The following is a 24,537-nucleotide window of genomic DNA, read 5'->3' on the forward strand; positions in this document are numbered from 1 at the left end:
CCGCCAGTCAGACTCGAGGCCGGTCTTCGGACTTCCCGGGACGATCCCGGGTCACCGCAGCGGGCCCTGTGCCGGATTCTCACCGGCTTCCCGATTCTCCCCGCGAGGGGCACCTCGAGTCTGTGTGCGGCTCAGAATAGCGCCCATCCGGTTAGGCCGATGAGCCCGGTCAGCCTCCGCCCTTGCTGCTTGTGGAAACCAGGGGAGGCGGGAGGCCGGCCGGCGCCGGTCGTTCGCGGCGACACCCCCGGGGTCCGGTTGACACTCCGGAAACCGGCGCTTACGGCCCCGAAACGGGTCCTATCCGCCGGTTTCCGGGGCGTCGCCGAACGATCAGCGGTGATCGTCGTTGACTTTGGAGAAGTCGGGGTTCCCGGTGCGGCGAACCCCACGAACCACCCAGACGACGCCGCCACCGTGACGGCGCACGCCTCGGCTCCACCACCCCGATCACATCCGCGCCCTCAGCGGCGCGCACGGGGGCTCGTCGCCGCTTCGATGGCGGGTGCTCTGGTGGGGCCAGGGCACCTCCGAACCACCCGCCATCGCCGGCATGGTGGGACTGGACGAGCGTCGCGGTCGGCGGGCGGCGGACCGGCGGTTATCGTCTCGACCCATGGGCACACGGGTCACGGTGGTCGGGATCGGCGCGGACGGGTGGGCCGGCCTCGCGCCGGGTGCCCGCGCGCTGATGGAGGGCGCCGAGGTGGTCCTCGGTGGCCGCCGGCACCTCGCGATGCTCCCGGACGTGCCTGGTCAGCGGCGCGAGACCTGGCCGTCGCCGCTGCGCGACGGCCTGCCGGAGCTGCTGGAACGCTGCGCCGGACGGCGGGTCGTCGCGCTCGCCTCCGGGGACCCGCTCGTCTCGGGCATCGCGACGACGCTCGTGGACCTGCTGGGCGCGGACGCGGTCGAGGTCGTGCCCGCGCTGTCCTCCGTCGCGCTGGCCCGCGCCCGCCTGCGGTGGCCGGCGGAGTCGGCGGAGGTCCTCACGCTCGTCGGGCGCGACCCGCGGATCGTGACGCGATCGCTCGCTCCCGGCTCGCGGCTGATCGTGCTGTCGTCGGACGGCTCGACGCCGGCCGAGGTGGCCGCGCTGCTGACCGCGGCCGGCTACGGAGCGAGCCGGCTCACCGTCCTCGGCGACCTCGGCGCCGCGGCCGAGTCGCGCATCGACGGCAGGGCGGACTCGTGGGGCGACCGGGCGGCGCCCGACCTGAACGTCGTCGCGGTCGAGCTGGCCGGTCCGGGCGCCCCGAGCCGCGGGTTCACCGCCGGGTTGCCGGAGGACGCCTTCGAGCACGACGGCCAGATCACCAAGCGGGACGTGCGCGCGTCGGCCCTGGCCCGGCTGGCCCCGCTGCCGCGCCAGCTGCTCTGGGACGTCGGCGCGGGCTCCGGCTCGGTGGCCATCGAGTGGATGCGTGCGCACGCGGCCTGCCGCGCGGTCGCGATCGAGTCGCGGGCGGACCGCGCCGCCCGCATCGCCCGCAACGCCGCGTCGCTGGGCGTCCCCGGCCTGGAGGTGGTGACCGGACACGCGCCCGCGGCGCTGAAGGGCCTGGAGCGCCCGCACGCGATCTTCGTCGGCGGCGGGGCGACCGAGGACGGCCTGCTCGAGGCCTGCTGGACGGCGCTGCGTCCGGGCGGGCGGCTGGTCGCCCACGGCGTCACCCTCGAGACGGAGACCGTGCTGGCCGGGCGGTACGCCCGGCACGGCGGCGAGCTCGCCCGGATCCACGTCGAGCACGCCGCGCCGATCGGGTCCTTCACCGGCTGGACCCCGTCCCGCGGCATCACCCAGTGGGCCGCGACGAAGGAGGACTCGTGACCGTCCACTACGTCGGAGCCGGCCCCGGCGCGGCCGACCTGCTGACGCTGCGCGCCGTCGCTCTGCTCAACGCCGCGCAGGTCTGCCTGTACCCCGGCACCTACATCGACGACGCCGTCCTCGGGCACTGCCCTGACGGCGCGGAGCTGGTCGATACCCAGGACCTCGACCTCGACCGGATCACCGCCCGGATCGTCGCCGCTCACGACGCCGGACTGGAGGTGGTCCGGCTCTGCTCCGGCGACCCGTCGATCTACTCCGCTCTGCATGAGCAGACCAGGCGCCTCGACGCTCATGGCGTGCCGTGGGACGTCACGCCCGGGGTCCCCGCGTACGCCGCGGCGGCGGCCCTGCTCGGTGTCGAGCTGACCGTGCCGGAAGTCGTCCAGTCGGTCGTGCTCACCCGCACACGGGCCCGGTCGACGGCGATGCCGGCGGGGGAGCGGCTGGAGCGGTTCGCCGCCACCGGCGCGTCCCTCGTGCTGCACCTGGCGATCACCCGCACACGCGAGCTCGCCGCCGAGCTCGCACTCTCGTACGGATCGGACTGTCCCGTCGCGGTGGTCGCCAACGCCAGCCAGCCGGGCCAGGTCGTGCTGCGCGGCACGCTTCACGACATCGCGGACCAGGTCGAGGCGGCGGGCCTGCGCAAGGCCGCGGTCATCCTCGTCGGCGCGGCACTGGCCGAGGAGGTCCGGGGCGCGGAGTCGTTCCTCTACGACCCGGCGCGGGACCGTTCGGTGAAGCGCGGCGTCCAGACCTGACCCGCGGCCGTGGCCCGGGTGCCGCTCGCGCCGATCAGCAGCAGGCACTTCATGTCGATCGCGTCGGTGTCGAGCTTGGCCAGGGTCGTGATGGTCAGCGACTCCTTCGCCCGGCCGACGTCGCGGCCCACGACGACCAGGGTGTCGGGGTCGCGGTGCTCGAGCAGGACGGTCTTCGCCTGCGCGACCTGAGTCGTGCGCGACCGCGACGCCGGGTTGTAGATCGCGAGCACCAGGTCGGCCTCCGCGATGGCGCGCAGCCGCCGCTCGATCAGCTCCCACGGTTTGAGGCGGTCCGACAGGCTCATGACCGCGAAGTCGCCACCGATCGGCGCGCCCGCCCTGGCCGCCACGGCCTGGACCGCCGAGAGGCCGGGGAGCACCCGGATCGGCACGTCGGCGTAGGCCTCGTCCTCGGCCGCCTCGAAGACCGCGGCGGCCATGCCGAAGATCCCGGCGTCGCCGCCGGAGACCACCGCGACCCGCTCGCCGTCCCTGGCCAGATCGAGGGCCAGCCGTGCCCGGTCGACCTCGACGGTGTTGCCCGACGCGTGGCGGGTCAGGCCCTCGCGCTGCGGGACCCGGTTGACGTACGGCGCGTACCCCACGACGTGCTGGACGCCGGCCAGCGCCTCGGTGACCTCCGGCGTGATCCAGTGGTCGGGTCCGGGACCGAGGCCGACGACCAGGAGCTCGGCGGCGGCGCGCGGCGGGCCGGCCGGCGGCGTCGTGCTGCCGGACCGGGCGGTGTCCCCGGGGACCACGATCAGGGAGAAGTACGGCACCGTCGACGGGTCGACGTCGGCGACCGGCAGCCAGCGCTCCTCGGCCATCGAGGCCCGCTCGACGTAGAGCGCGCCGTCGAGCCGTCCGGCCTGACGCAGCGCCGAGACGACGGCGGGGAAGGTGCGGCCGAGCTTCATGACGATCGCGCCGTCGGTGTCGGCGAGGCGGCGCGCGAGTTCGGCCTCGGGCAGCGTGCCGGGCAGGATCGTCAGGACGTCGGTCTGTCTGACCAGGGGCGACGCCACCGTCGCGGTCGCGGCGGCGACCGAGGTGACGCCGGGGACGACCTCGGTCTCGAAGCGGCCGGAGAGCCGGTCGTGCATGTACATGTACGAGCCGTAGAACAACGGGTCGCCCTCCGCGAGGACGACGACGGTGCGGCCGGCCTCGAGGTGCGCCGCGAGACGTGCCGCGGACTCCTCGTAGAAGTCCGCCATCGCGCCGGCGTACCCGCCGGGATGGGACGTCGCGCCCGTCGTGACGGGGTAGCGCAGCTCCTCCTCGATCGCGTCGGCCGGGATGAGCTCGGCGGCGATACGGCGCGCGTTGGACTGCTTGCCGACACCGGCGTGGTAGGCGACGACGTCGGCCTCGGCGATGAGGCGGGCCGCCTTGCGGGTGATCAGCTCGGGGTCGCCGGGCCCGAGGCCGACGCCGTACAGGCGGCCGGTCACTCCTGCTCCTGGGCCAGCGCGTTGAGAGCCGAGGCCGCCATCGCCGACCCGCCGCGTCGGCCGTGTGCCGTGAGGTAGGGGATGTCGAGCTCGAACGAGGCGAGCGCCTGCTTGGACTCGGCCGCCCCGACGAAGCCGACCGGGATGCCGATGATCGCGGCCGGCCGCGGCGCTCCGTCGAGCAACATCTCGAGCAGGTGGAACAGGGCGGTGGGCGCGTTGCCGAACGCCACGACGGCCCCGTCGAGCCGGTCCGCCCACAGCGACACGGCGGCGGCCGACCGGGTCGTCGACCACGCCTCGGCCAGGCCCGCCACCCGCTCGTCCTGGAGCAGGCACAGGACGTCGTTGTCCCGGGGCAGCCGGGCCCGGGTGACGCCCGCGGCGACCATCGTCGCGTCGGTCAGGATCGGGGCGCCCGCCCGCAGCGCGTCGCGCGCGGCCCCGACCAGGCGCGGGTGGATGTCCAGATCCTTCGTCAGGTCGACCTGCCCGCAGGCGTGCACCATGCGGACGGCGACCTTCTCGGCGTCGGCCGGCAGGCGCGACAGGTCGGACTCGGCCCGGATCGTGGCGAAGGACTCGGCATAGATCGCGGCGCCGTCGTCGGCGTAGTCGAAACGGCGGGTCGGTCGGGTGACGCTCACGGGATCTCCAGGTCGGGGATGACGATGCTGCGCCACGGCGTGACGATGACCTCGGCGCCGGCGCGCTCGAGGAGTGTCGCGGCGTGCTCGGGGACGAGCAGGCCGTCGGGCACCGCGAGATGCTCGGCGCCACGGCCGTCGTCCTGCGTCAGGATGCCGTACGGCGGCGGCTGCGCGCTGACGCGGGCGCGGGGATCTCGCCCGGGCGGCCGGCCGAGCAGTTCCGCTCCGCCCTCGGGCAGCTCGTCCACGTGCCACCTCGCCGTCTCGCCCTCGCCGCGGCGGTCGAGGAACCCGCGGGCGTGCTCGAGCAGCGCCTGGGGTGCGTGGCCGAGCGGGACCAGCGGACCCCAGTGGTGGGAGCCGATCCGCACCTGTGCGGTGCGGGCGTCGACGGCCGTCAGCCCGAGGTCGAGCGGCCGGTCGGCGACGTCGCCCCGGCCGTCGTCGAGGACGAACAGGAAGCGGCCGGCCAGCGCCGTGAACGCGCGGTCGGCGCAGAGCAGACGGTCCAGATCACGGGCCGTTCGCCGCAGGTCGGCACGGCCGCCCAGCCGGCCGGTCAGGGGCGAGACCACGATGTTGCGCACGAGCTCGTGACTGCGCGACGGCACCAACCCGGCGGCGTCCAGCGCGTCGACGAGGGACGGCGCGATGCAGCCGCCGGAGTGCTCGATGCCGCGCAACTGGAGGTTGCCGCGCTTGGTCAGCTGTACCGTCCCGTCGGCGTGCTCCTCGGCGATGACCAGCAGCGATCTCAGCGCGGCCGTCGGCAGTAGCCCGCCCACGAGGCGCAGGCGCACGAGTGCGCCGTCGCCGGCGATCCACGGCCGCAGCACCCCGGGGCAGCGGTCGGGGCGGGAACGGGTCGTCACGCGACGATGGTGCCACGCGCGTCGCGGACCGCTGAGTGGGAAGGGTCACACAGCCCTGTTGTGTTCGTGGCCCACCCTGCTAGGTTCATCTCGCCAGTCAACTCAGCAATGAGCCAGGGAACCCGGTGTGAATCCGGGACTGACGCGCAGCGGTGAGGGTGACGGGCGGAGCACGATGCCACTGGACGCGAGTCCGGGAAGGCGCTCCGTCCGGTCGAACCCGAGTCCGAAGACCTGCTGGCCGTGGACCTCGTGTCCACGACACCCGATCACCAGGCATCGCGACAAATGCCTCCGGACGAGAGAGCTGCCATGACGTCGTTGCGTCCTGCCCGGAGGGCTGCCGGCCTGCTGGCCGGCCTGGCGCTGCTGGGTGCCTGTACCGGGGCACCCGAGATGGACGACGCCGTCGCCGAAGGCGGCAACTTCCCGGCCAGCGTCACCAGTTGCGAGTTCACGACCACGGTCGACGCCGCGCCGACGCAGGTCGTCACCGTCTACCAGGGAGCGACCGAGGTGATGCTCGCCCTCGGCCTGCAGGACCACCTGCTGGCGACCTACGGCCTCGACGACGCCGTCGCCGACCGGTGGGCCGACGCCTACGAGGCGATCCCGGTCATCGAGGGCGACAGCGCGCCGTCGCGTGAGGACCTGCTGAGCCGCGGAGCGGACTTCGTCTACGGCTCCTACATCAGTGCCTTCGAGGACAAGACCGCCGGCTCGCGGGAGGAGCTCGCCGACCTGGGCGTGGCGGCCTACGTCTCGCCGTTCAGCTGCGGTACGCCCGAGACCAGCGAGCCGGCCAGTTTCGAGAACGTCTGGGCGGAGGTCCACGACATCGCGACGCTGTTCGACGTCGAGGACCGCGCCGAGGACTTCATCGAGCAACAGCAGAGCGAGCTGGTGCGGATCGAGGCCGAGCAGGCCGGCGAGGGACTGTCGATCTTCTGGTACGACTCCGGCGACAAGGTGCCCTACACCGGGGTCGGGACCGGCGCGCCGCAGATCATCATCGACACGGTCGGCGCCACCAACCCGTTCGCCTCGGTCAAGGGCAACTGGGCCGACGTGAGCTGGGAGAAGGTCATCGCCGCCGACCCCGACGTGATCGTGCTCGCGGACGCCTCGTGGTCGACCGCGCAGGAGAAGATCGACTATCTCGAGAACGACCCGGTGCTGAGCCGGCTGCGGGCGGTCCAGGCCGGGAGCTACGTCACGCTCCCGTTCTCCGAGACCACGCCGGGTGTCCGTGTCCTCGACGGCGCCGCCCACGTCTCCGAACAGCTCGCCGACCTGCCGATCGGCTGAGGGTGCACGTCGCCGCACCGCCGGTCGTCGCCCGGACCCGGCGACCCGGCGTGATCATCGCGATGGCGGTCGTGCTGCTGTCGTCGATGGTGGCCGCGCTCGCGCTCGGCGCGGTGTCGATGCCCGTGGGGTCGGTCCTGGAGGTCGTCGGCCGGCGCCTGGGCGTGGCCGACGCCGACGTCTCGCTGCTCGACGACCAGATCGTCTGGCAACTGCGCCTGCCCCGGGTCCTCGGCGCCGCCGCGACCGGGGCGGGCCTGGCCCTGGTCGGCGCCGTCCTGCAGTCGCTGACCCGCAACGACCTGGCCGACCCCTATCTGCTGGGCATCTCCGGCGGCGCCTCGGTCGGCGCCGTCATGGTGATCGTCCTCGGTGTGTCGGTGGCCGGGATCACCGGCTCGGCCATGCTGACCGCCGGTGCCTTCGCCGGAGCGCTGGCAGCTCTGCTCGTGGTGCTGCTGCTCGCGAGCGATCGCACGGGTGCGCTGCCGCCGGCCCGCACGATCCTGGCCGGCGTCGCGGTCGGCCAGATCTGCGCGGCCTACACGGCCTTCGTCGTGATCATGAGCGGTGACAGCGACGCGGCGCGCCGCGTGCTGAGCTGGACACTGGGATCGCTGGCGGGCGTGCGCTGGGGCTCGGCGATCTTCCTGGTGGTCGTGACCCTGGTGGTCGCGGTGGTGGTCATGGCCTTCGCCTCTGATCTCGACGCCTTCGCCTTCGGCGAGTCCGCGGCCGGGTCCCTCGGGGTGAACGTCAGCCGGCTGCGCTGGCTGCTCATGGTCGTGACCGCGCTGCTGACGGCGTGTCTGGTGTCGTACACGGGCGCGATCGGCTTCGTCGGTCTCGTGGTGCCGCACATCGCCCGCATGCTGATCGGCGTCCGGCACCATCGGCTGCTGCCGGCCAGTGCGCTCGGTGGAGCGACGCTCCTCGTCTGGGCCGACACCGCGGCCCGGTCGCTGGTGAGCAGCCAGGAGATCCCGGTGGGCGTGGTCACGGCCGCGGTCGGCGCGCCGGTGTTCGCCGTCCTGCTGAGGAAGGCGAGGAAGCGCGCATGAGAGTGGACGTGCGTGCGGTGAGCTGGGGCGTCGGCGGGCGCCGCATCGTCGACGGCGTGAGCCTGACCTGCGAGCCGGGCACAGTCACCGGCCTGCTCGGCCCCAACGGCTCGGGCAAGACCTCGTTGCTGCACGTCCTGTCCGGACTGCGCGCCCCCGCGGAGGGCGCCGTGCTCGTCGACGGCCGGGACCTGCACGCCATGGACGCGCGGACGCGGGCACGTCGGGTGGCACTGGTGGAGCAGCACGCCTCGACCGACCTGGACCTGAGTGTCCGCGAGGTCGTCGAACTGGGCCGGATCCCGCATCGTGGGCGCTGGCCGGCCGGGGCCGCCGAGGGCGGCGAGGCGATCGAGGCGGCGATGCGCATCGGTCGCGTCGCGGAGCTGGCGGGCCGCCGCTGGCAGACATTGTCCGGCGGTGAACGTCAGCGCGCCCAGCTCGCGCGGGCGCTCGCCCAGGAACCGGCGACGCTGATCCTGGACGAGCCGACCAACCATCTCGACCTCGGGCACCAGCTCGACTTCATGCGGACCGTCCGCGGCCTGGGCCTCACCACCATCGCGGCGCTGCACGATCTGGACCTCGCCGCCGCCTTCTGCGACCGGCTCGTGGTGTTGAACGCCGGGCGCGTCGTGGCGCAGGGGCCGGCCGCCGACGTCCTGACGTCGCAGCTGGTGGCCGACGTCTACGGGGTCACCGCCCATGTCGAGCGTCACCACCGCGCCGACCGTCTGCACGTGGTGTGGGAACGATGAGCGCCGTCGTGCTGGTCGGGATGTCGGTCCGGGAGGACGCGACCCGCGACGAGCTGGCCGCCCTGGCCGCGACACGCGACGACTGCACCCTCGCCTTCCTCCAGTTGGGCGAGCCGTCGCTGCCGGCGGAGCTCACCCGGCTGGCCGGCCAGGGCTGCCCCCGGATCGTCCTCGTCGGGGTCTGCCTGGCGCCCCGGGCGATCGCACGGTCCTGGCTGCGCCGGGTCGCCGCCCACTGGAAGCGTGAGCGGACCGGGCCGGTGCCCGAGCTGGTCGTCGCACCCGGCATCCTGCGGGCGATCGACCCCGGACGTCTCGACGCTCTCGTCGTCGCGGCCGCTGCCTCGCCGTCCGGGCGGGTCAGCGGCACGGAGGCGTCGCTGGAGTCGCCGGGCTGGGAGGACGTGCCAGGACATCGCCATCACGTGCTGGTCTGCCGCGGCCCTCGGTGCACCGCACGGGGATCCGACGAGACCGCGGCCGCGCTCGGCAGCGCGCTGGGCGAGGCGGGCCTCGGCGACGACGACGTCCTGGTCGCGCAGACCGGCTGCCTCTTCCCGTGTAACCACGCGCCGCTGGTCGTGGTCCATCCCGACGACGTCTGGTACGGGCGGGTGGGCCCCGAGGCCTGCCGCGACATCGTCGAGCACCACCTGCTGGGCGGCCGTCCGGTCCAGGACCGGCGGCTGGCCAGATCCGTGAGATCCGAGGAGGAACCATGACGCGCATCGCGCTGCTGTCCACGTCCGACACCGATCTGCTGTCGGCCCGTGCGAGCGGTGCCGCCTACACGTTGGCCAACCCCGCGCGCCTCGACGTCAGCGCCGATCTCCCGGCCGTGATCGAGAGCGCCGATCTGGTGGTGGTCCGCATCCTCGGCACGGCGGACTCCTGGCGCCACGGTCTCGACGCCGTGCTGGCGGCCGGTGTGCCGGTGGTCGTCCTCGGCGGGGAGCAGACCCCAGACGCGGAGCTGATGAGTCACTCGACCGTGCCGGTCGGGGTCGCGGCCGACGCGCACCGCTATCTCGCGGAGGGCGGGCCGGCGAACCTCGCGCAGCTGCACGCGTTCCTCTCCGACACCGTGCTCCTGACGGGGACCGGCTTCGAGTCGCCCGCGGTCGTCCCCGAGTGGGGAGTGGCGGCGCGGGCCGAAGCGGCGACCGGCCGGCCGCGCATCGGCATCCTCTACTACCGCGCCCATGAGGCGAGCGGGAACAACGACTTCGCACATGCTCTCGCCGACGCCGTCGACGCCACCGGCGAGGCGGTGGGGGTGCCGATCTTCAGCTCGTCGCTGCGCGCCGCTCCCGACGACCTGTTCGCCGAGCTCGGCACCCTCGACGCGCTGATCGTCACGGTCCTGGCGGCCGGCGGCACCCGGCCCGGCACCGTCAGCGCCGGCGGCGACGACGAGTCGTGGGACGTCGAGCGCTTGAAGGCGCTGGACATCCCGATCCTCCAGGGGCTGTGCCTCACCTCCAGCCGGGCCGACTGGGCGGCGTCCGACGACGGCGTCACCCCGCTGGACTCGGCCAACCAGATCGCGATCCCGGAGTTCGACGGCCGGATCATCACCGCGCCGTTCTCGTTCAAGGAGATCGACCCGGACGGGCTGCCGCGCTACGTCGCCGATGACGAGCGCTGTGCCCGGGTCGCCGGCATCGCCGTCGCCCACGCCCGTTTGCGCCACGTTCCGCCGGCCGGCCGCAGGATCGCGGTGATGCTCTCCGCCTACCCGACGAAGCACTCCCGCGTCGGCAACGCCGTGGGCCTGGACACCCCGGTCTCGGCCGTGCGCCTGCTGCGCGCGATGCGCGAGCGAGGATATGACCTCGGCGCTCCCGGGGACATCCCCGGGCTCGACCTCGCGGACGACACCGAGGCCGGCAACGCGCTGATCCACGCGCTGATCGCCGCCGGCGGCCAGGACGAGGAGTGGCTCACCAACGCCCAGCTCAGCGAGAGCCACGTCCGCATCGGCGCCGATCAGTACGCCGAGTGGTTCGCCGCACTCCATCCCGACCTCCGCGAGGCCGTGACCGAGACGTGGGGCGCGCCGCCCGGCGAGCTCTTCGTCAACGACGCGCGCGAACTCGTGCTGGCCACGATCCAGGCCGGCAACGTCGTCATCCTGATCCAGCCGCCGCGCGGTTTCGGTGAGAACCCGGTCGCGATCTACCACGATCCCGACCTGGCGCCATCGCACCACTACCTCGCGGCGTATCGCTGGCTGGCGAACGGGTTCGGCGCCCACGCCGTCATCCATCTCGGGAAGCACGGCTCGATGGAGTGGCTGCCGGGCAAGAACGCCGCGCTGTCCGCGGCGTGCGCGACCGACGCCGCGATCGGCGACCTGCCGTTGATCTACCCGTTCCTCGTCAACGATCCGGGTGAAGGGGCCCAGGCCAAGCGCCGTGCCCATGCGACCATCGTCGACCACCTGATCCCGCCGATGGCCCGGGCGGAGTCGTACGGCGACATCGCCAAGCTCGAGCAGCTGCTCGACGAGTACGCGAACATCGCCGCGATGGACCCGGCCAAGCTGCCGGCCATCAGAGCACAGATCTGGACGCTGATGCACGCTGCCCAGCTGCACCAGGACCTCGGCCTCGAGGAGCGTCCCGGCGACGAGGAGTTCGACGACTTCATCCTGCACGTCGACGGCTGGCTCTGCGAGGTCAAGGACGCGCAGATCCGCGACGGCCTGCACATCCTCGGCCAGGCGCCGCAGGGCGAGGCGCGGGTCGGCCTCGTGCTCGCGATCCTGCGCGCGACGCAGATCTGGGGCGGCGACGCCGGCGCGCTGCCGGGCCTTCGAGCGGCGCTGGGACTGAAGGACGGCGCCGAGCTCGGTGCCGTCGACGCGATCGAGGCGCAGGCCACGGCGCTCGTCCAGGCCATGGAGGACGCCGGGTGGGACGCCGCTACGGCCCGGACGGTTCACGACGACCCCGTGGTCGTCCGCATCCTCGAGTTCGCCGCCACCGAGGTCGTCCCGAGGCTGGCGAGGACGACCGATGAGATCGGTGCCGTGCTGCACGCTCTCGACGGCGGGTTCGTCTCCGCCGGACCGTCCGGTTCACCGTTGCGCGGACTGGTCAACGTGCTGCCCACCGGCCGCAACTTCTACACCGTCGACCCCAAGGCCGTGCCGTCCAGGCTGGCGTGGGAGACCGGCCGGGCGATGGCCGACTCGCTGATCGAGCGCCACCTGGCCGACACGGGGGAGTACCCGCGATCGGTCGGGCTCTCGGTGTGGGGCACCTCGGCGATGCGCACGTCCGGTGACGACATCGCCGAGGTCCTGGCGCTGATCGGCGTCGAGCCGGAGTGGGACGAGGCCTCACGCCGGGTCAACGGCCTGCGGGTCGTGCCGCTCGACGAGCTCGGCCGCCCTCGGATCGATGTCACGGTGCGCATCTCCGGCTTCTTCCGCGACGCGTTCCCGCATGTCATCGGCATCCTCGACGACGCGATCCGGCAGGTCGCCGAGCTGGACGAGCCCGACGACCACAACTATCTCCGCGCCCACGCGCAGCGCGATCTGGCCGGCCACGGCGACCCGCGCCGCGCCACGACCCGCATCTTCGGCTCGAAGCCCGGCTCGTACGGCGCCGGCATCCTGCAGGTCGTCGAGGCCGGGAACTGGCGCGACGACAAGGATCTCGCCGAGGTCTACACCGCTTGGGGTGGCTTCGCCTACGGCCGCGACCTCGACGGCGTCCCGGCCGGCGACGACATGCGCGCCAACTACCGGCGCATCGCCGTCGCCGCCAAGAACATCGACACCCGTGAGCACGACATCGCCGACTCCGACGACTACTTCCAGTACCACGGCGGCATGGTCGCGACGGTGCGGGCGCTGAGCGGCGCGGACCCCAAGGCGTACGTCGGCGACTCCACCACGCCCGACGCGGTGCGCACGAGGACGCTGCAGGAGGAGACCACGCGCGTGTTCCGCGCCCGCGTCGTCAACCCGCGGTGGATCGGTGCGATGCGGCGGCACGGTTACAAGGGCGCGTTCGAGCTCGCCGCGACGGTCGACTACCTCTACGGCTTCGACGCCACGGCCGGTGTCGTCCACGACTGGATGTACGAGTCCCTCGCCAAGGAGTACGTGCTCGACGAGGAGAACCAGGCGTTCCTGAAGGACGCCAACCCGTGGGCGCTGCGCGGCATCATCGAGCGGCTCGACGAGGCCGCCGAGCGTGAGCTGTGGGCCGACCCGGATCCCGCGGTGCTCGCCGCGATGCGGCAGGTCTACCTCGACGTCGAGGGTGACCTGGAGGACAGGGGCTGATGAGGCGGGTCCGCATCATCGGCGTCGGGCCCGGCGATCCCGAGCAGGTGACGCTCGAGGCGGTCGCGGCGATGCGCTCGGTGGCGTACTTCGTCGTCGCCGACAAGGGCCGGGACGACCCGTTGCTCGCCGCCCGGGAAGCGCTGCTCGCCCGGCATGTCGGTTCGGCTCGGGTGATCGCGGTGCCCGACCCGGAACGCGACCGCTCGGCCGCGACCACCGGCGCCGACGCGTCCTACCTCGGGGCCGTCGCCGACTGGCACGACGCCCGCGCCGCGGCGTACGAGCGGGCGATCCTCGGCCACGACGGCGACGTCGGGTTCCTCGTCTGGGGCGACCCGGCCTTCTACGACTCCACCATCCGCATCGTCGAGAAGGTGCTCGCGCGTGGCAACGCCGACTTCAGCTGGGACGTCATCCCGGGCGTCTCGAGCCTGCAGCTGCTGGCCGCCCGGCACCGGATCGTGCTCCACGAGATCGGCCAGCCGATCACCGTCACGACCGCGCGCCGGCTGCGTGCGGCGGTCGAGTCGGGCGCGGACAACATCGTGGTCATGCTCAACGCCCACATCGACCTGGACGGCCTCGACCACTGGGACGTCTGGTGGGGTGCCAACCTCGGCACACCGCACGAGCGGCTCGTCGGCGGGCAGGTCGGTGACGTCCTCGCCGAGCTCCACGAAGCACGGGCCGCGGTGAAGTCTGCTGCCGGCTGGATCATGGACGTCTACCTGCTGCGCCGTGCCGCGCACCGCCGCGACCGCTGAACGACGGCGGAAGGCGGCGAGGCGCGCTCGCCTGGCCGTGAACGGACCGGCGTTGGCTAGACTGTCAGGTACAGCTGGTTCGGTGCCGGTCGATGTTCGTGGCCGGTGCCGAGGCAAGAGGGAACCCGGTGTGAATCCGGGGCTGCCCCGCAGCGGTGAGTGGGAACGACAGCCGTCTGCCTCGTGTGAGGCAGCACTGGGCGTGTGAGCGTCTGGGAAGCGACGGCCGGTAGGTGATCGGCGCGAGCCGGTCGTGCCCGCGAGTCCGAAGACCTGCCGGCTGTGCGGCCCGCCCGACCTGGCGGTCCGTTCGCCGTTTGACCTCGCGGGAGGGTCATCGCCGAGCACGCCGTCGTGGCGTGGGCGTGGCTGTCCGCGGGGTCCTCGGGACTCGCGGAGGAGAGCCCAGTGACCGAACCCGCCAGCAGTTCCACGGAATCCGGCTGCCCGCACCCGGGCGGGGTCCGGCACCTGACGAAGGCCGCCGGCGTCGTGCGGGGTCCGGCCGGATCCGGACCGACGCGCGCCTTGCTACTGCCTGGACGCCGCGGCCCGGGGCACGCCCGTGCGGCAGCGGCCGCCTGCTGAGGGCGTTGACGGCGCGCTGCTGCCGGACGCCGTGGCCGTTCCCAGCTGCCACGGCCTCCTGCATGCCGTTCGCGTCCAGTCGTCCTGAACGACCTTCACCGGGTTCTACCGAGAGCGCCCTGCGCTTTCACAGGGGAGATGCGCACAGTGGTCGACAAGGTCCAGGTGAGCCTGCACTCCGACGTGCCTGTTTACCGGCAGATCATCAGCCAGCTGTCGTTCCTGGTCGAGATCGGTGACCTCGAACCCGGTCATGCCCTGCCCAGCGCCCGTCAGTTGGCCGACGACATCCGCGTCAACCGCAACACCGTGGCTCGTGCCTACGCGAAGCTCGGCGAGATCGGCCTCATCGAAGGGCGTGGCCGGACGGGAACCTTCGTCGTGGGGCCTCGGCCCGCGAGCGGTGATTCCTCGGCCCGTCATCAGGCACGCCGGGTCCTGGAATCGGGCATCCGCGAGTGCGTCGAGCTCGGCCTGTCCGCCGTCGAGATCCAGTCGCTCGTGATGAGCCTTGCCGTGCGGGCCGAGAACGACCTGCTCAAGGTGTCGTGCGTGGAGTGCAACGCCGACCGGGCCGCCTACATCGCGCACGAAGTGGAAGCCCAGATCGGCATCAAGGTGAAGCCGCTCGTCCTGGGCGGGTTCGAGCCCGAGGAGGAGCGCGCCGACCTCGTCCTGACGACGTTCTCCCATCTCGCGGAAGCACGCGCCCTGATGAGCCGGCCGACGACTGAGGTCGTCGGCATCGTTCTCGGGCTTCGCATCCAGACCCTCCTGCAGATCGCATCCGCGGCGAAGGGCCGGACCGTGGGCGTCTGGAGCGGAACCGATGAGCAGGCGACCACCGTGCTGGACGCGCTGCGGGACTCCGGCATCGAGAACATCGAGCTGCTCGACGGCATCGAGGACCAGGACCTCCAGGGCATCGACCTCGTCGTGATCCCCGAGGAGGGGACGGAGCTGACGGCGCTGCGGGAGCGGAACGTCGAGGTGATCCAGTGCGGCGAAGTGCTCGACGCCGCCTCCATCCGCATGGTGAGCGACGTCGTCCGGGACATGCAGGCCCTCAAGAGGAACCGCCCGACGCCTGACGCCGATCACGCTGCCTAGCCGCCGTCGCGCGGCGGCACCTCCTCCAGGCTCGGTGTCGGAGGCGCGTTCGTCTGCTGGTACCAGTGGGCCGCGCTCATGCGTTCACCGACGGCCGGGCCCGCTCCACCATCGCGAGATAGGAGCCCCCGGCGATGAGATCGAGTTCGCGGTGATCGAGGCCTCGTTCGGCGAGTCCGACGAGCAGCTTGTTCAGCCGGCTGGCGTCCTCGATGCCCTTCGGTCCTCGCGTGTAGAGGTCCGGCCCGACCTCGCCGAGCCCGTAGGTGTTCTCCGGGTCGGCGCCCTCCATCGCTGTCCTCAGCATGGGCGGCACCTCGTCGGTGGCAGGCCCGGAGTAGTCGGCCCCGATCGAGAGGTGCTCGGCGCCGACCAGGTCGTACATGTGCATGGCGTGGTCCAGCAGGTCCGACAGCGTCGCGGCGTAAGGATCCGCTGAGACGTAGCCGCGGTAGGTGGTCAAGCCGATGACCCCGTTGCGCTCGGCGACGGCCTTGATCTGGTCGTCGGTCAGGTTGCGGGTGTGGGGACAGATCGCGTCGCTGTTGGCGTGCGAGACGAAGACGTCGCCGTCATAGAGGTCGAGCGCGTCCCAGAAGGAGGCGCGCGACATGTGCACGAGGTCGACCATCATCGGCGACGACTCGAGCTCCTTGAGCGTCGCCTTGCCGAGGTGGGTGAAGCCACCCTCGCCTGCGCGGTCGTTGCATCCCGTGCAGAGCACGTTCTGGACGTTGTGCGAGAAGGTGAACGCGATGACGCCGAGCTCGGCGAGCACGTGCAGGGCGTCGAAGTCTCCCGCGAAGGAGGTGTACCCCTCGACCGAGAGGAACAGGCCGAAGGAGCCGGGCGGGCGGTTCTCGAACTCCGAGCGGTTCCTGACGAAGACGATCTCGCCCTCGGAGCGGTGGATCTCGGACATCAGCATGCCGAGGGTGTTCCAGTCGCTGACCTGCATGACCGCGCCCGTCAGTCCGCCGGCACGCCACGCCGGCAGGTGGTCACGACGGAGCACCTGCGCCGTCGGGTCGAGGCGATGACCGTCCATCACCAGCCCGACGGTGGGTCCCACGTAGTTGTTGATCATCCTCGTCTTCCTCTCATCGATGAACGGTTGCTGCGGACGGTCACGACGTGGTGGCGTCCGCGACGAACGCCGCGATGGCGGCGGTGAAGTCGCGACGGCTCTGCTGCCAGGCGTAGAACATGTGGCCGCCGTCGAAGTGGCGCACGGTCAACCGGCCCGCGACCTGGGGATCGAGGCGCATCAGGTTGCGGATCCGATCACTCAGGTAGTACGGAGTGATCAGGTCGTACCGGCCGTGCGTGATGAACGCCCGCAGGTGCGGGTTCAGGGACATACCGGTGCGGAAGTCGTCGGCCGCGCCCTGGGTGGCCTGCACGTAGTGGAAGGCCTCGTCGTTCTTCCAGGCCAGGGTCACCTCGGTGTTGAGGAGCTTGTACTCACGGTCGGTCTCGAGACCGATCTCCGTCCGCAGCAGGCGGTTGACGGCCGTCAGGTACACGGGACCGATGGCGGTCAGGGTCGGATCGGCGCCGGCGTACAGGTCGCGGTCCGGGAACGGGTCGGACGCGGTGACGGACGCGTCGTAGTAGCCGACCACTCGCTGTTCGTCGCGCAGCAGCTCCCGGGCGAACTGGCTGACCCGGACGCGACCCTCCGCCCGGGCGACGAAGGCCGGGTCCAGGCCGGTGAAGTCGGCGAAGCGGGCGATCACACGCTCGCGCTCCTCAGGGGCCATGGCGATGCCGCGGGCCAGGAAGGACGCGTAGTCACCGGTCGCGAACTCTTCAGCGGCCCGCTGGACCTGCTCCACCGGTGTGCCGGGCTCGAAGACGCGGGAGCGGCCGTGGTGCGCGGCCGCGGCGGCCATCGTCGGAAACACGTCGATCCACGGGACGATCTCGTAGTCGCCCCAGCCGAAGACGGTCGAGAGATGGGCCGGTTCGAGCGCCGGTGAGATGAGGATCGCCCCGTTCAGGATCACGCCCGATTCCTGCAGCAGCCGGGTCAGCCGCCCGGCGCGGTAGCCGCCGTAACTCTCGCCGGCGATGAAGACCGGCGATCCCCAGCGGCCGTGGTCCGACAGCCAACGCCCGATGAATTCGCACATCGCCGCGAGATCGCGGGCGGTGCTGAAGTACTCGTGGGGATCGTGCGCATCGCCCGCTGTCTTGTCGGCGGCGGTCTTCGGATCGATCACACGGCTGAACCCGGTGCCGATCGGGTCGATGAAGACGAGATCGGTGAATGCCAGCCACGACTCGTCGTTGTGCACGAGTCGAGGCGGGGGCGCGGGCATCGTCCCGTCGGCGGCGAACTCGACGCGGTGCGGGCCGACCGCGCCGATGTGGAGGTAGGCCGAGGCGGCGCCGGGACCTCCGTTGAAGACGAAGGTCACGGGTCGGGTGAGGTCGCCCGACGGCGCGACGTAGGAGGTCGAGAACAACTCCGCCGTCGGCTTGTCGTGCTTGCGAAGCACGGTCCACCCTGCGGTGGCCACGTACTCCAGGCCGTTCCAGGTGGCCGTCGTCGAGGCGCCGGGCGGCGGCTCGTGGTCCGGGCCCGCCGTCTGCTGCTCGTCACTCATGCCGTGTGCTCCTTCGTCGAGGAAAGCCCGCCCAGGTGCCGGGCGAGGAAGCGCTCGAGCGTGCTGTACAGCTCGATGTTGCTTTCCGGGTTGATGAACCAGTGCCCCTCGGTCTCGTTCACCAGGTACTCGACCTCGACGCCGCGGGCGCGGAGCGCCTCGACGACGCGGTCGGAGTTGCCGCGCGAGACGCGAACATCGTTGGCGCCGTGGATCAGCAGCATCGGCGCGGTGATGTCGTCCACCCGGGTGATGGGCGAGCGGGCGAGCATGTCGGCCTTCTGACGAGGGTCGTCGGGGTCGCCGATGTAGCGGATGTAGCTGTTCTCGACGGCGCGGCGGGCGAACGGGACGACCGACTGCACGAGGTCGACGAGGTCGGACATGCCGGTGTAGCTGACCGCGGCGGCGAACCGGTCCGGGGTGAACGCGGCCCCGACGAGCGCGGCGTAACCGCCGTAGGAGCATCCGTAGATCGCGACCCGGTCCGGATCGGTGTGGCCCTGCTCGATCGCCCAGTCGAGGGCGTCGATCAGGTCGTCGTGCATCCGCCCGGCGAACTGGCCGATCGCGGCCCGGGTGTGCGCCTTGCCGTAGCCGGTCGACCCCCGGAAGTCGACCTGCAGCACCGCGTAGCCGCGGTTGGCCAGCAGTTGCACCTCCGGGTCGTAGCACCAGCTGTCGCGATACCACGGCCCGCCGTGCACCAGGAGCACGGTCGGCAGCTCGCGAGGCTCGACCCCGACCGGGAAGGTGAGGTGGCAGGGGAGTGTCAGTCCGTCGCGGGCGGTGAGCGTGATCGGCGTGACCTCGGCCAGCTGCGTCGGGTCGAGGTGGGGGAACGGCCGGAACAGGCGGCGTGCCTGACCCGTGGCGTGATCGTAGAACCAGGTGACGCCGGGATCGCGGTCGTGGGTGAAGTCCACCACCCAACGCTGCGCGGTGGCGTCGCAGGACACGTGGGCCAGATCGCCGTCGGACAGTTCGGACAGCCGCGGCAGCACCGTGGCGAAGTGCGGATCGAGCGCGTGGATCACCTGACGGGCGCCGAGGTAGCGGGCGCCGAGCAGGTCACCGGTCGCTGGGTGCAGGATCAGCGAGGAGGGAAAACGCGGGTCGGCCTCCGGGCGAGGGGTGTCCAGGTCGAACACGGGATGACTGTCGACGCCGACCTGCTCGCCGGTCGTCAGGTCGACCCGGACCAGGCGGGTGCGGTCCGAACCGCGCGACGAGCCGATCCACAGTCCGTTCCCGTCCGGCGTGGGTGCGGCCGGGAGGACGGCGAAGAGGACATCGGTGCCGGAGAAGCGCGCGATCGGACGGCGCCGGGCCTCGGTCAGCTCCGACAGCACGTGCACACCTCCGTCCTCGATCGTGAAGATCAGCAATCGGTCGGGGGTGCGCAGCCAGGTGACGACGTCGCCGGGATTCTCCGCGGTCGTGACCAGTTCACCGGTCGACAGGTCGAGCTCGAACAGGTCGATCAGGTCCGGACGCCGCTTGTTGAGCTGCACGAATGCCGTCCCCGGCCGGTCCGGCGGAAGCTGCGCGCCCAGCAGCCGGACGCCCTCGAACGGAGTCAGGTCGACGGCGGGCTCGTCGGGCCGGGTCGGGTCGACGCGATGCAGGTGCCAGTTCTCGTCGCCGTCGGTGTCCTGCTGGAACAGGAGGTAGCGGCCGTCGATGGTCCAGAAGAAGGAGTCGATGTTGCGCCGGCTATCGGACGTGATGCGCTGGGCGCCGTCGGCGTGGTCGGAGGTGGACCAGTCCGAGTCCAGATCTCGGATGAACACGTTGAGCCGGCCTCGCCACGGCGCGAGGTACGCGACCGTCCTGCCGTCCGGGGACAGCAGGGCCCGGCTACGGCTGGGAGGGCCGAAGAACGCCTCGACGGCGATCGGGTCCGACGGGAGGGTCATGACGCGTCCTCATGGTCGATGGTCTCGGGCACTCCGAGTACAGACCCTGACGTCGCGTCGGAATCAAGCCTGACCGCCAGGCCGGACCAGACGCTGTTTGACCTGGCGCAGAACGCGGTGCTGCGTGGGCCGCAGACTCTGCGCGTCCAGCTCGTCCAGCAGCGCGGCGACCCGCGGGTCGAGCGAGGACGCACCGGTCATCCGCGCCACCACCGAGGTGAGGTGCGCGACCAGATCGTCGATCAGCGATGCGATCTCTTCCTCGGGGGTGTCGGGCTGGAGGGCGTAGAAGCGCACCGTCAGCGGGGCGGACGCGGCCAGGTACTCCGTATCGCCGAACAGGGCGGTGAGCCTCGACGAGCCATCCTTGCCGAGCAGGTGTCCGAGCAGGATCAGCTGGGCGTGTTCATAGCGGGCCATGTCCACCGGCAGCCCAGCCCCGGGGGTGGTGCGCCATTCCGAGAGCTCCGGAGGCAGGTCGGGCGGGGCGCCGCTGTGACGGAGCGCGGCGATGCTGGCCCGGCGGGACGTGAGCCGGTCGATGTCGGCGGCGGCCTGCTGATCGAGCTCCTCGAGCAGTTCGGCCGCGGCCGCGGCGTCGTCCAGCACAGCGGGCACGACGTGCAGCGGTACGCCCAGTGCGGTCAGCCTGGTGATGCGCAGCAGCCGGACGAGGTGGCTGACGTCGTAGCGTCGATGGCCCCCGGCCGAGCGTGGTGGCTCGGGCAACAGGCCGATCTGGTGGTAGTGGCGCACCGTGCGGACGGTGACGCCGGCCAACTCGGCCAGCTCACTGCTGAGCATCGGCAGTCCCTCGTTTCGTCCCCGGGTCAGCACCGGAGGAATGCGGGCGCATCCATCAACAGGGGTGGTTCGGTCAGCTCGACACCCTCGGGCGGGTCCATCTCCAGCAGGTGACGCACCAGGAAGTCCCAGGTCCGGCGGTAGAGGTACGCCCGCCGACCGGCGAAACCGTGCTCGGTGCCCGGCAGGAGGACGAGCTCGTAGTCCTTGTTCGCATCGGTCAGAGCACTGATCAGCCTGATCGTCTGCGAGAGGAGCACGTTGTCGTCGAGTTCGCCGTGGGCCAGGAAGAGCGAACCCTGCAGTCGTCCGGCCAGCGCCGGGTTGCTCACCTCGGCCCAGTCATCTTCGTCGCGAGGACCTTGATAGCCCTCCAGCCAGTACGACTGGTAGAAGCGTTCGTCCTGGGTGCCTCCCCATGCGGCCCCGACGCGATACAGCTCGGGAGCGGTCAGCATCGATCGCACGGTGGCGCGGCCGCCGCCCGAGTGTCCCTTCGCGCCCACGCGACCGAGGTCGATCCATGGATGGCGTTCGGCGAGCTGGTGGATGGCGCTGACGTGGTCGGCGACGCAGCCGGCATCGGCGAGGTTGCCGTACGAGAACCGGTGGAAGGCACGGGACCGGCCCGGCGTGCCGCGGCCGTCGAGGGTCATGGTCGCGATCCCCAGCGACGCCAGGGAGTCCATGTCCTGGATGTGGAACGGGGCACGCCAGGCCGGCGAGCTGCGGTTCTGCTGGGGCCCCGGGTAGAGATCGTCGATCAGCGGGTACGAGCGGGTCTCGTCCAGCCCGTGCGGCACCGTGAGCGTGCCCCAGAGCGGGGTCCGGCCGTCGGCGGCGAGGACTGAGAACCGGATCGGGGGTGACCAGCCCAGGGCGATCAGCGGCGACGGATCGACCCGGTGCACCTCGTGGGCCGCGCCGGTGCGGACCTCGATCACCGTCGTCACCGGCGCGACGTCGGTCCGGGAGGCCCGGTCCACCACGTACCTGCCGGAGGGTGAGGCGCTGAACTCGTGGTCGAGGTCGTCCTCGACCACGGTCCGGATGGAGCCGTTCGAGAGATCGATCTCGAGCAGCTGCCTGACGTAAGGATCGTCGGGAGTGCGGCCGGCCGTGACGACCAGCGCCATCGACTCGTCGGCGTCCACGTGCAGGATCTGACGGACGACCCAGTCCCCGCTCGTGAGCCGGCCGAGCAGGTGGCCGTCCTCGTCGTACCGGTAGAGATGCCCGTGCCCGTCCCGCTGGGACCACCAGAGGACTTCTCCGCGTCCGGGGAGGACACGGACGATGGGCAGCTCGGCGCTCGTCGGGTTGAGCTCCACGCGCAGCGGGTCGGTCTCGGTCAGCACCGTGCGTACCCGACCCGTGCCGAGGTCGAACCGGCACAGGCTGATCTCGCGGACATCACGGCTTCGCGAGAGGAAGTACGCCACGTCGTCGCCGGCGAACCACAGCTCCCCACGGAACGTCGGCGCCGAGTACTGCAGGAGCTGCAGGAGGACCGGCTCGTGTGCCGCCCACGTGATCGCTCCGCTCTCGACCTCGATGCTCAGCAGCTGCCCCGTCGGCACGATGTCGTCGCCCGGCAGCGGATAGCGATAGTGGTCGTACCGGGGCGGGCCGTCGGGGGAGGGGGAGGCGTGCACCAACGTGGTCATCCTGACTCCGCGCTGGTCCAGGCGATGCGTGAGGACGCGCCGGGAGTCGCTGGACCACAGCAGGGCGGGTGCCATGCGCGAGCCCAGGATCTCGTGCAGCGGCCGGCGCTGGCCGGTGTCGGGGCATTCGGCGTAGCACTGGTCCGGTGTGCCGTCCGACGTCAGTGCCCGTTCCTCGCCGTCGGCCCGGGAGCGGACCCACACGTCGTGGTCGCGGACGAAGGCGACCCATCGTCCATCCGGTGACGGTCGTTCCCACGGGGTCCGGGTCGGGCCGGGCCGGGGGAGGACGGTGTAGTCGGCGAGGCTGAGCTGCCAGCCGCGCAGTTCGTGCTCGTCGTTCTCGTGAGTGAACGACACGACGTCGTCGACCGGATCGACGTCGGACACCGTGAGTTCGGACAGCTCGAGGCCGGTGGCCTCGCGGAGCGGAAGGGCCGCTCGCTCGCGGTCGTATGCCGCCCGGGTCGTGCTGGCGACCGGATCGACCAGCAACGTCTCGGGGCCGACGTCGAACCACAGGGTCTCCCCATGCCAGTTCGGGGTCAGGAGCTCGCCCGGCACCAGCGTCGGACGACGGTGCCGCATGAGCTTCTCGGCGTGCTCGTACCGCTCCTTGCTGAGGCGTTCACGACTCGACATGCTGGCTCCTTCTGCTCAGTGGGTGCGTGTCACACGGCTCTCGGCAGTGAGGACGTCCTTGACATGAGTAAGGGGTGCACGCGCTGCACCGGCCCCGAGGCCGCGGCGTCCTACGCACCGAGCACGCGACCCGCATCGGAGTCGGTGAACACACCCCCTGCCATGACGACGTAGGGCTGCTTCCGGAGGCCGTCCAGGTACTCGGTCGTGGGATCCAGGTCGCTCACGATCAGATCTGCCCGTGCACCCGGCCGTATGACGCCGAGTCGTCCTTCGTGCCGCAGCAACCGTGCGCCCGTTGTCGTGGCGGACTGCAGCAGTGACAGCGGGGACTGCACATCGCGCCGTAGCGTGAACTCGTCGAGCTGTCGCGCGTGCCCCGGGCCGAGCAGGTCGGTGCCGAACGCGACCGGGACGCCTGCCTCCACCGCGAGCTCGATGGCTCGCACGCCGGACTCGCGGACGATCGCGAGCTTCTCCGCGTAGTGCCGCGGCGCATCTCCCGAGGAGACGTAGTCGGCGATGTCCTCGTAGGTGACCAGGGTCGGCACGAGGAAGACGCCTTGTGCCGCCATCAGCGCGGCGGTCCGCGCATCGAGCAGATTGCCGTGCTCGATGCAGGCGACACCCAGACGGACGGCCCGCGAGATCGACTCCGGGGTGTACGCGTGTCCCGTGACGTAGATCCCGCCGGCGTCGGCCTCGTCCACGGCGAGGCGCACCTCGTCCTCCGCGAACTGGTCGCCGTCCAGCCGATCGAGCTCCGACGACAGGCCACCTCCGAGCATGAGCTTGATGTGGCCCGCGCCGGAAGCGATGCGTTGTCGCACCGCACGGCGGACCTCGTCCGGGCCGTCGCACACCTGGCCGATACTGCAGCAGGGGTCGGCGCCTCCCTCCCGTCCCCGCAGGTCGCCGTGTCCGCCGGTCTGGGAGAGCGCCCGGCCGCCGAACACCAGGCGGGACGCCGGCCCGAGCAGTCCGTCGGCCGCGGCCTGCGCCAGGCCCCAGTCCGCGCCCCCGGCATCCCTGACGGTCGTGAATCCTCGGCCGGCCATGGTCCGCAGCTGCGCGCCGGCGGCCGCGGCGACGTACGACTTGGGCAGCGCGGCCGATTCCCGCAGGTCGCGCCTGACGGCGGTCACGTGGACGTGGGCGTCGATCAGTCCGGGGAACAGAGAGCGGCCATGCGCGTCCAGCTCGACGAGGCCGGGAAGGCTCGATCTCAGGCCGCGTCCCACCTCTTGGATCAGCCCGCCGGCGACGAGGACATCGGCATCTTCGCGGAGCGAACCGGTGGCGGCGTCGACGACCTGTGCGTGGCGGATCAGGGTCGGAGGGGTGCTCGAGGGGGATGTCATATGACTTCCTTCGGGACAGCCGATTGCTGCACAATATGCTGCACTAGAGCGATTCTGCAA

The 24,537-nt window shown here is 71.7% G+C and carries 18 protein-coding genes and 3 riboswitches; of the genes, 9 read left to right on the forward strand and 9 right to left on the reverse strand.

Translation table 11 applies throughout. The features are described from left to right. Nucleotides 1-132: riboswitch (cobalamin riboswitch) on the reverse strand. A 484-nt stretch (nucleotides 133-616) separates the two neighbouring features. Further along, nucleotides 617-1,831, forward strand: coding sequence for a precorrin-6y C5,15-methyltransferase (decarboxylating) subunit CbiE (cbiE, locus tag DZA62_RS26180; protein ID WP_116951884.1), 1,215 nt, complete (start codon nucleotides 617-619; stop codon nucleotides 1,829-1,831). After that, nucleotides 1,828-2,595 carry a cobalt-precorrin-4/precorrin-4 C(11)-methyltransferase gene (locus DZA62_RS26185; RefSeq protein WP_116951885.1) on the forward strand — a complete coding sequence of 256 codons (768 nt, stop codon included), beginning with the start codon at nucleotides 1,828-1,830 and terminating at the stop codon, nucleotides 2,593-2,595. Before cbiE ends, DZA62_RS26185 begins: the two co-directional genes overlap by 4 nt. Here DZA62_RS26185 and DZA62_RS26190 read toward each other — a convergent pair. From DZA62_RS26190 to DZA62_RS26200, 3 genes are read right to left on the reverse strand one after another with little or no spacing between them, the layout of a single operon-like run. Continuing rightward, nucleotides 2,547-4,055, reverse strand: coding sequence for a precorrin-2 C(20)-methyltransferase (locus DZA62_RS26190; protein ID WP_116951886.1), 1,509 nt, complete (start codon nucleotides 4,053-4,055; stop codon nucleotides 2,547-2,549). The genes DZA62_RS26185 and DZA62_RS26190 overlap by 49 nt on opposite strands. Continuing rightward, a complete protein-coding gene (locus DZA62_RS26195; RefSeq protein WP_116951887.1) occupies nucleotides 4,052-4,702 on the reverse strand; it encodes a precorrin-8X methylmutase in 651 nt (216 codons plus the stop codon). The genes DZA62_RS26190 and DZA62_RS26195 overlap by 4 nt, the downstream gene beginning before the upstream one ends. Beyond that, on the reverse strand, nucleotides 4,699-5,577 hold the full coding sequence (locus DZA62_RS26200; protein ID WP_116951888.1) for a sulfite reductase subunit beta: 879 nt from the start codon (nucleotides 5,575-5,577) through the stop codon (nucleotides 4,699-4,701). Before DZA62_RS26200 ends, DZA62_RS26195 begins: the two co-directional genes overlap by 4 nt. 77 nt (nucleotides 5,578-5,654) lie before the next feature. After that, nucleotides 5,655-5,833: riboswitch (cobalamin riboswitch) on the forward strand. Nucleotides 5,834-5,889: 56 nt separating this feature from the next. Between DZA62_RS26200 and DZA62_RS26205 the strand changes: the two genes are divergently transcribed. The 7 genes from DZA62_RS26205 (at nucleotide 5,890) to DZA62_RS26235 (ending at nucleotide 15,472) form a co-directional block, all read left to right on the forward strand. Continuing rightward, complete coding sequence (locus tag DZA62_RS26205; protein ID WP_116951889.1) at nucleotides 5,890-6,885, forward strand: ABC transporter substrate-binding protein; 996 nt, start codon at nucleotides 5,890-5,892, stop codon at nucleotides 6,883-6,885. A gap of 62 nt (nucleotides 6,886-6,947) precedes the next feature. After that, nucleotides 6,948-7,946, forward strand: a complete 999-nt coding sequence (locus DZA62_RS26210; RefSeq protein ID WP_116951928.1) for a FecCD family ABC transporter permease — start codon at nucleotides 6,948-6,950, stop codon at nucleotides 7,944-7,946. After that, nucleotides 7,943-8,704: an ABC transporter ATP-binding protein gene (locus DZA62_RS26215; protein WP_116951890.1), complete on the forward strand. Its 762-nt coding sequence runs from the start codon at nucleotides 7,943-7,945 to the stop codon at nucleotides 8,702-8,704. The genes DZA62_RS26210 and DZA62_RS26215 overlap by 4 nt, the downstream gene beginning before the upstream one ends. After that, nucleotides 8,701-9,426, forward strand: a complete 726-nt coding sequence (locus DZA62_RS26220) for a (2Fe-2S) ferredoxin domain-containing protein (RefSeq protein WP_116951891.1) — start codon at nucleotides 8,701-8,703, stop codon at nucleotides 9,424-9,426. Before DZA62_RS26215 ends, DZA62_RS26220 begins: the two co-directional genes overlap by 4 nt. Further along, complete coding sequence (locus DZA62_RS26225; RefSeq protein WP_116951892.1) at nucleotides 9,423-13,007, forward strand: cobaltochelatase subunit CobN; 3,585 nt, start codon at nucleotides 9,423-9,425, stop codon at nucleotides 13,005-13,007. The genes DZA62_RS26220 and DZA62_RS26225 overlap by 4 nt, the downstream gene beginning before the upstream one ends. Then, nucleotides 13,007-13,774, forward strand: coding sequence for a precorrin-6A synthase (deacetylating) (cobF, locus tag DZA62_RS26230; protein WP_116951893.1), 768 nt, complete (start codon nucleotides 13,007-13,009; stop codon nucleotides 13,772-13,774). Before DZA62_RS26225 ends, cobF begins: the two co-directional genes overlap by 1 nt. An 86-nt stretch (nucleotides 13,775-13,860) precedes the next feature. After that, nucleotides 13,861-14,069, forward strand: a riboswitch (cobalamin riboswitch). Nucleotides 14,070-14,500: 431 nt separating this feature from the next. Beyond that, the gene (locus DZA62_RS26235; RefSeq protein ID WP_116951894.1) at nucleotides 14,501-15,472 is read left to right on the forward strand and encodes a GntR family transcriptional regulator; all 972 of its coding nucleotides are present in this window, start codon (nucleotides 14,501-14,503) and stop codon (nucleotides 15,470-15,472) included. 76 nt (nucleotides 15,473-15,548) lie between these two features. On the opposite strand, the gene DZA62_RS26240 is transcribed toward DZA62_RS26235, so the two are convergent. The 6 genes from DZA62_RS26240 to DZA62_RS26265 form a co-directional block, all read right to left on the reverse strand. Continuing rightward, nucleotides 15,549-16,559, reverse strand: a complete 1,011-nt coding sequence (locus tag DZA62_RS26240; protein WP_116951895.1) for a dipeptidase — start codon at nucleotides 16,557-16,559, stop codon at nucleotides 15,549-15,551. A 40-nt stretch (nucleotides 16,560-16,599) separates the two neighbouring features. After that, nucleotides 16,600-18,084 carry a S10 family peptidase gene (locus DZA62_RS26245; RefSeq protein WP_116951896.1) on the reverse strand — a complete coding sequence of 495 codons (1,485 nt, stop codon included), beginning with the start codon at nucleotides 18,082-18,084 and terminating at the stop codon, nucleotides 16,600-16,602. Next, nucleotides 18,081-20,003 carry a S9 family peptidase gene (locus DZA62_RS26250; RefSeq protein ID WP_116951897.1) on the reverse strand — a complete coding sequence of 641 codons (1,923 nt, stop codon included), beginning with the start codon at nucleotides 20,001-20,003 and terminating at the stop codon, nucleotides 18,081-18,083. The genes DZA62_RS26245 and DZA62_RS26250 overlap by 4 nt, the downstream gene beginning before the upstream one ends. Before the next feature lie 63 nt (nucleotides 20,004-20,066). Continuing rightward, nucleotides 20,067-20,807, reverse strand: coding sequence for a helix-turn-helix domain-containing protein (locus DZA62_RS26255; RefSeq protein ID WP_116951898.1), 741 nt, complete (start codon nucleotides 20,805-20,807; stop codon nucleotides 20,067-20,069). 26 nt (nucleotides 20,808-20,833) lie between these two features. Continuing rightward, entirely contained in the window at nucleotides 20,834-23,116 is a 2,283-nt protein-coding gene (locus tag DZA62_RS26260; RefSeq protein ID WP_116951899.1) for a S9 family peptidase, read from the reverse strand. A 110-nt stretch (nucleotides 23,117-23,226) separates the two neighbouring features. Further along, nucleotides 23,227-24,537: a metal-dependent hydrolase family protein gene (locus DZA62_RS26265; RefSeq protein WP_157987920.1), complete on the reverse strand. Its 1,311-nt coding sequence runs from the start codon at nucleotides 24,535-24,537 to the stop codon at nucleotides 23,227-23,229.

Origin of the sequence: Jiangella endophytica (assembly GCF_003427025.1) — a bacterium.
Classification (GTDB): Bacteria; Actinomycetota; Actinomycetes; order Jiangellales; family Jiangellaceae; genus Jiangella; species Jiangella endophytica.

Excerpts from the sequence above, each read along its gene's own strand:
- DZA62_RS26260 (WP_116951899.1), bottom strand. The coding sequence starts at position 23,116 with ATGTCGAGTCGTGAACGCCTCAGCAAGGAGCGGTACGAGCACGCCGAG.
- DZA62_RS26235 (WP_116951894.1), top strand. The coding sequence starts at position 14,501 with ATGCGCACAGTGGTCGACAAGGTCCAGGTGAGCCTGCACTCCGACGTG.
- DZA62_RS26215 (WP_116951890.1), top strand. The coding sequence starts at position 7,943 with ATGAGAGTGGACGTGCGTGCGGTGAGCTGGGGCGTCGGCGGGCGCCGC.
- DZA62_RS26225 (WP_116951892.1), top strand. The coding sequence starts at position 9,423 with ATGACGCGCATCGCGCTGCTGTCCACGTCCGACACCGATCTGCTGTCG.
- DZA62_RS26210 (WP_116951928.1), top strand. The coding sequence starts at position 6,948 with ATGGCGGTCGTGCTGCTGTCGTCGATGGTGGCCGCGCTCGCGCTCGGC.
- cobF (WP_116951893.1), top strand. The coding sequence starts at position 13,007 with ATGAGGCGGGTCCGCATCATCGGCGTCGGGCCCGGCGATCCCGAGCAG.
- DZA62_RS26245 (WP_116951896.1), bottom strand. The coding sequence starts at position 18,084 with ATGAGTGACGAGCAGCAGACGGCGGGCCCGGACCACGAGCCGCCGCCC.
- cbiE (WP_116951884.1), top strand. The coding sequence starts at position 617 with ATGGGCACACGGGTCACGGTGGTCGGGATCGGCGCGGACGGGTGGGCC.
- DZA62_RS26220 (WP_116951891.1), top strand. The coding sequence starts at position 8,701 with ATGAGCGCCGTCGTGCTGGTCGGGATGTCGGTCCGGGAGGACGCGACC.
- DZA62_RS26250 (WP_116951897.1), bottom strand. The coding sequence starts at position 20,003 with ATGACCCTCCCGTCGGACCCGATCGCCGTCGAGGCGTTCTTCGGCCCT.
- DZA62_RS26255 (WP_116951898.1), bottom strand. The coding sequence starts at position 20,807 with ATGCTCAGCAGTGAGCTGGCCGAGTTGGCCGGCGTCACCGTCCGCACG.
- DZA62_RS26240 (WP_116951895.1), bottom strand. The coding sequence starts at position 16,559 with ATGATCAACAACTACGTGGGACCCACCGTCGGGCTGGTGATGGACGGT.
- DZA62_RS26205 (WP_116951889.1), top strand. The coding sequence starts at position 5,890 with ATGACGTCGTTGCGTCCTGCCCGGAGGGCTGCCGGCCTGCTGGCCGGC.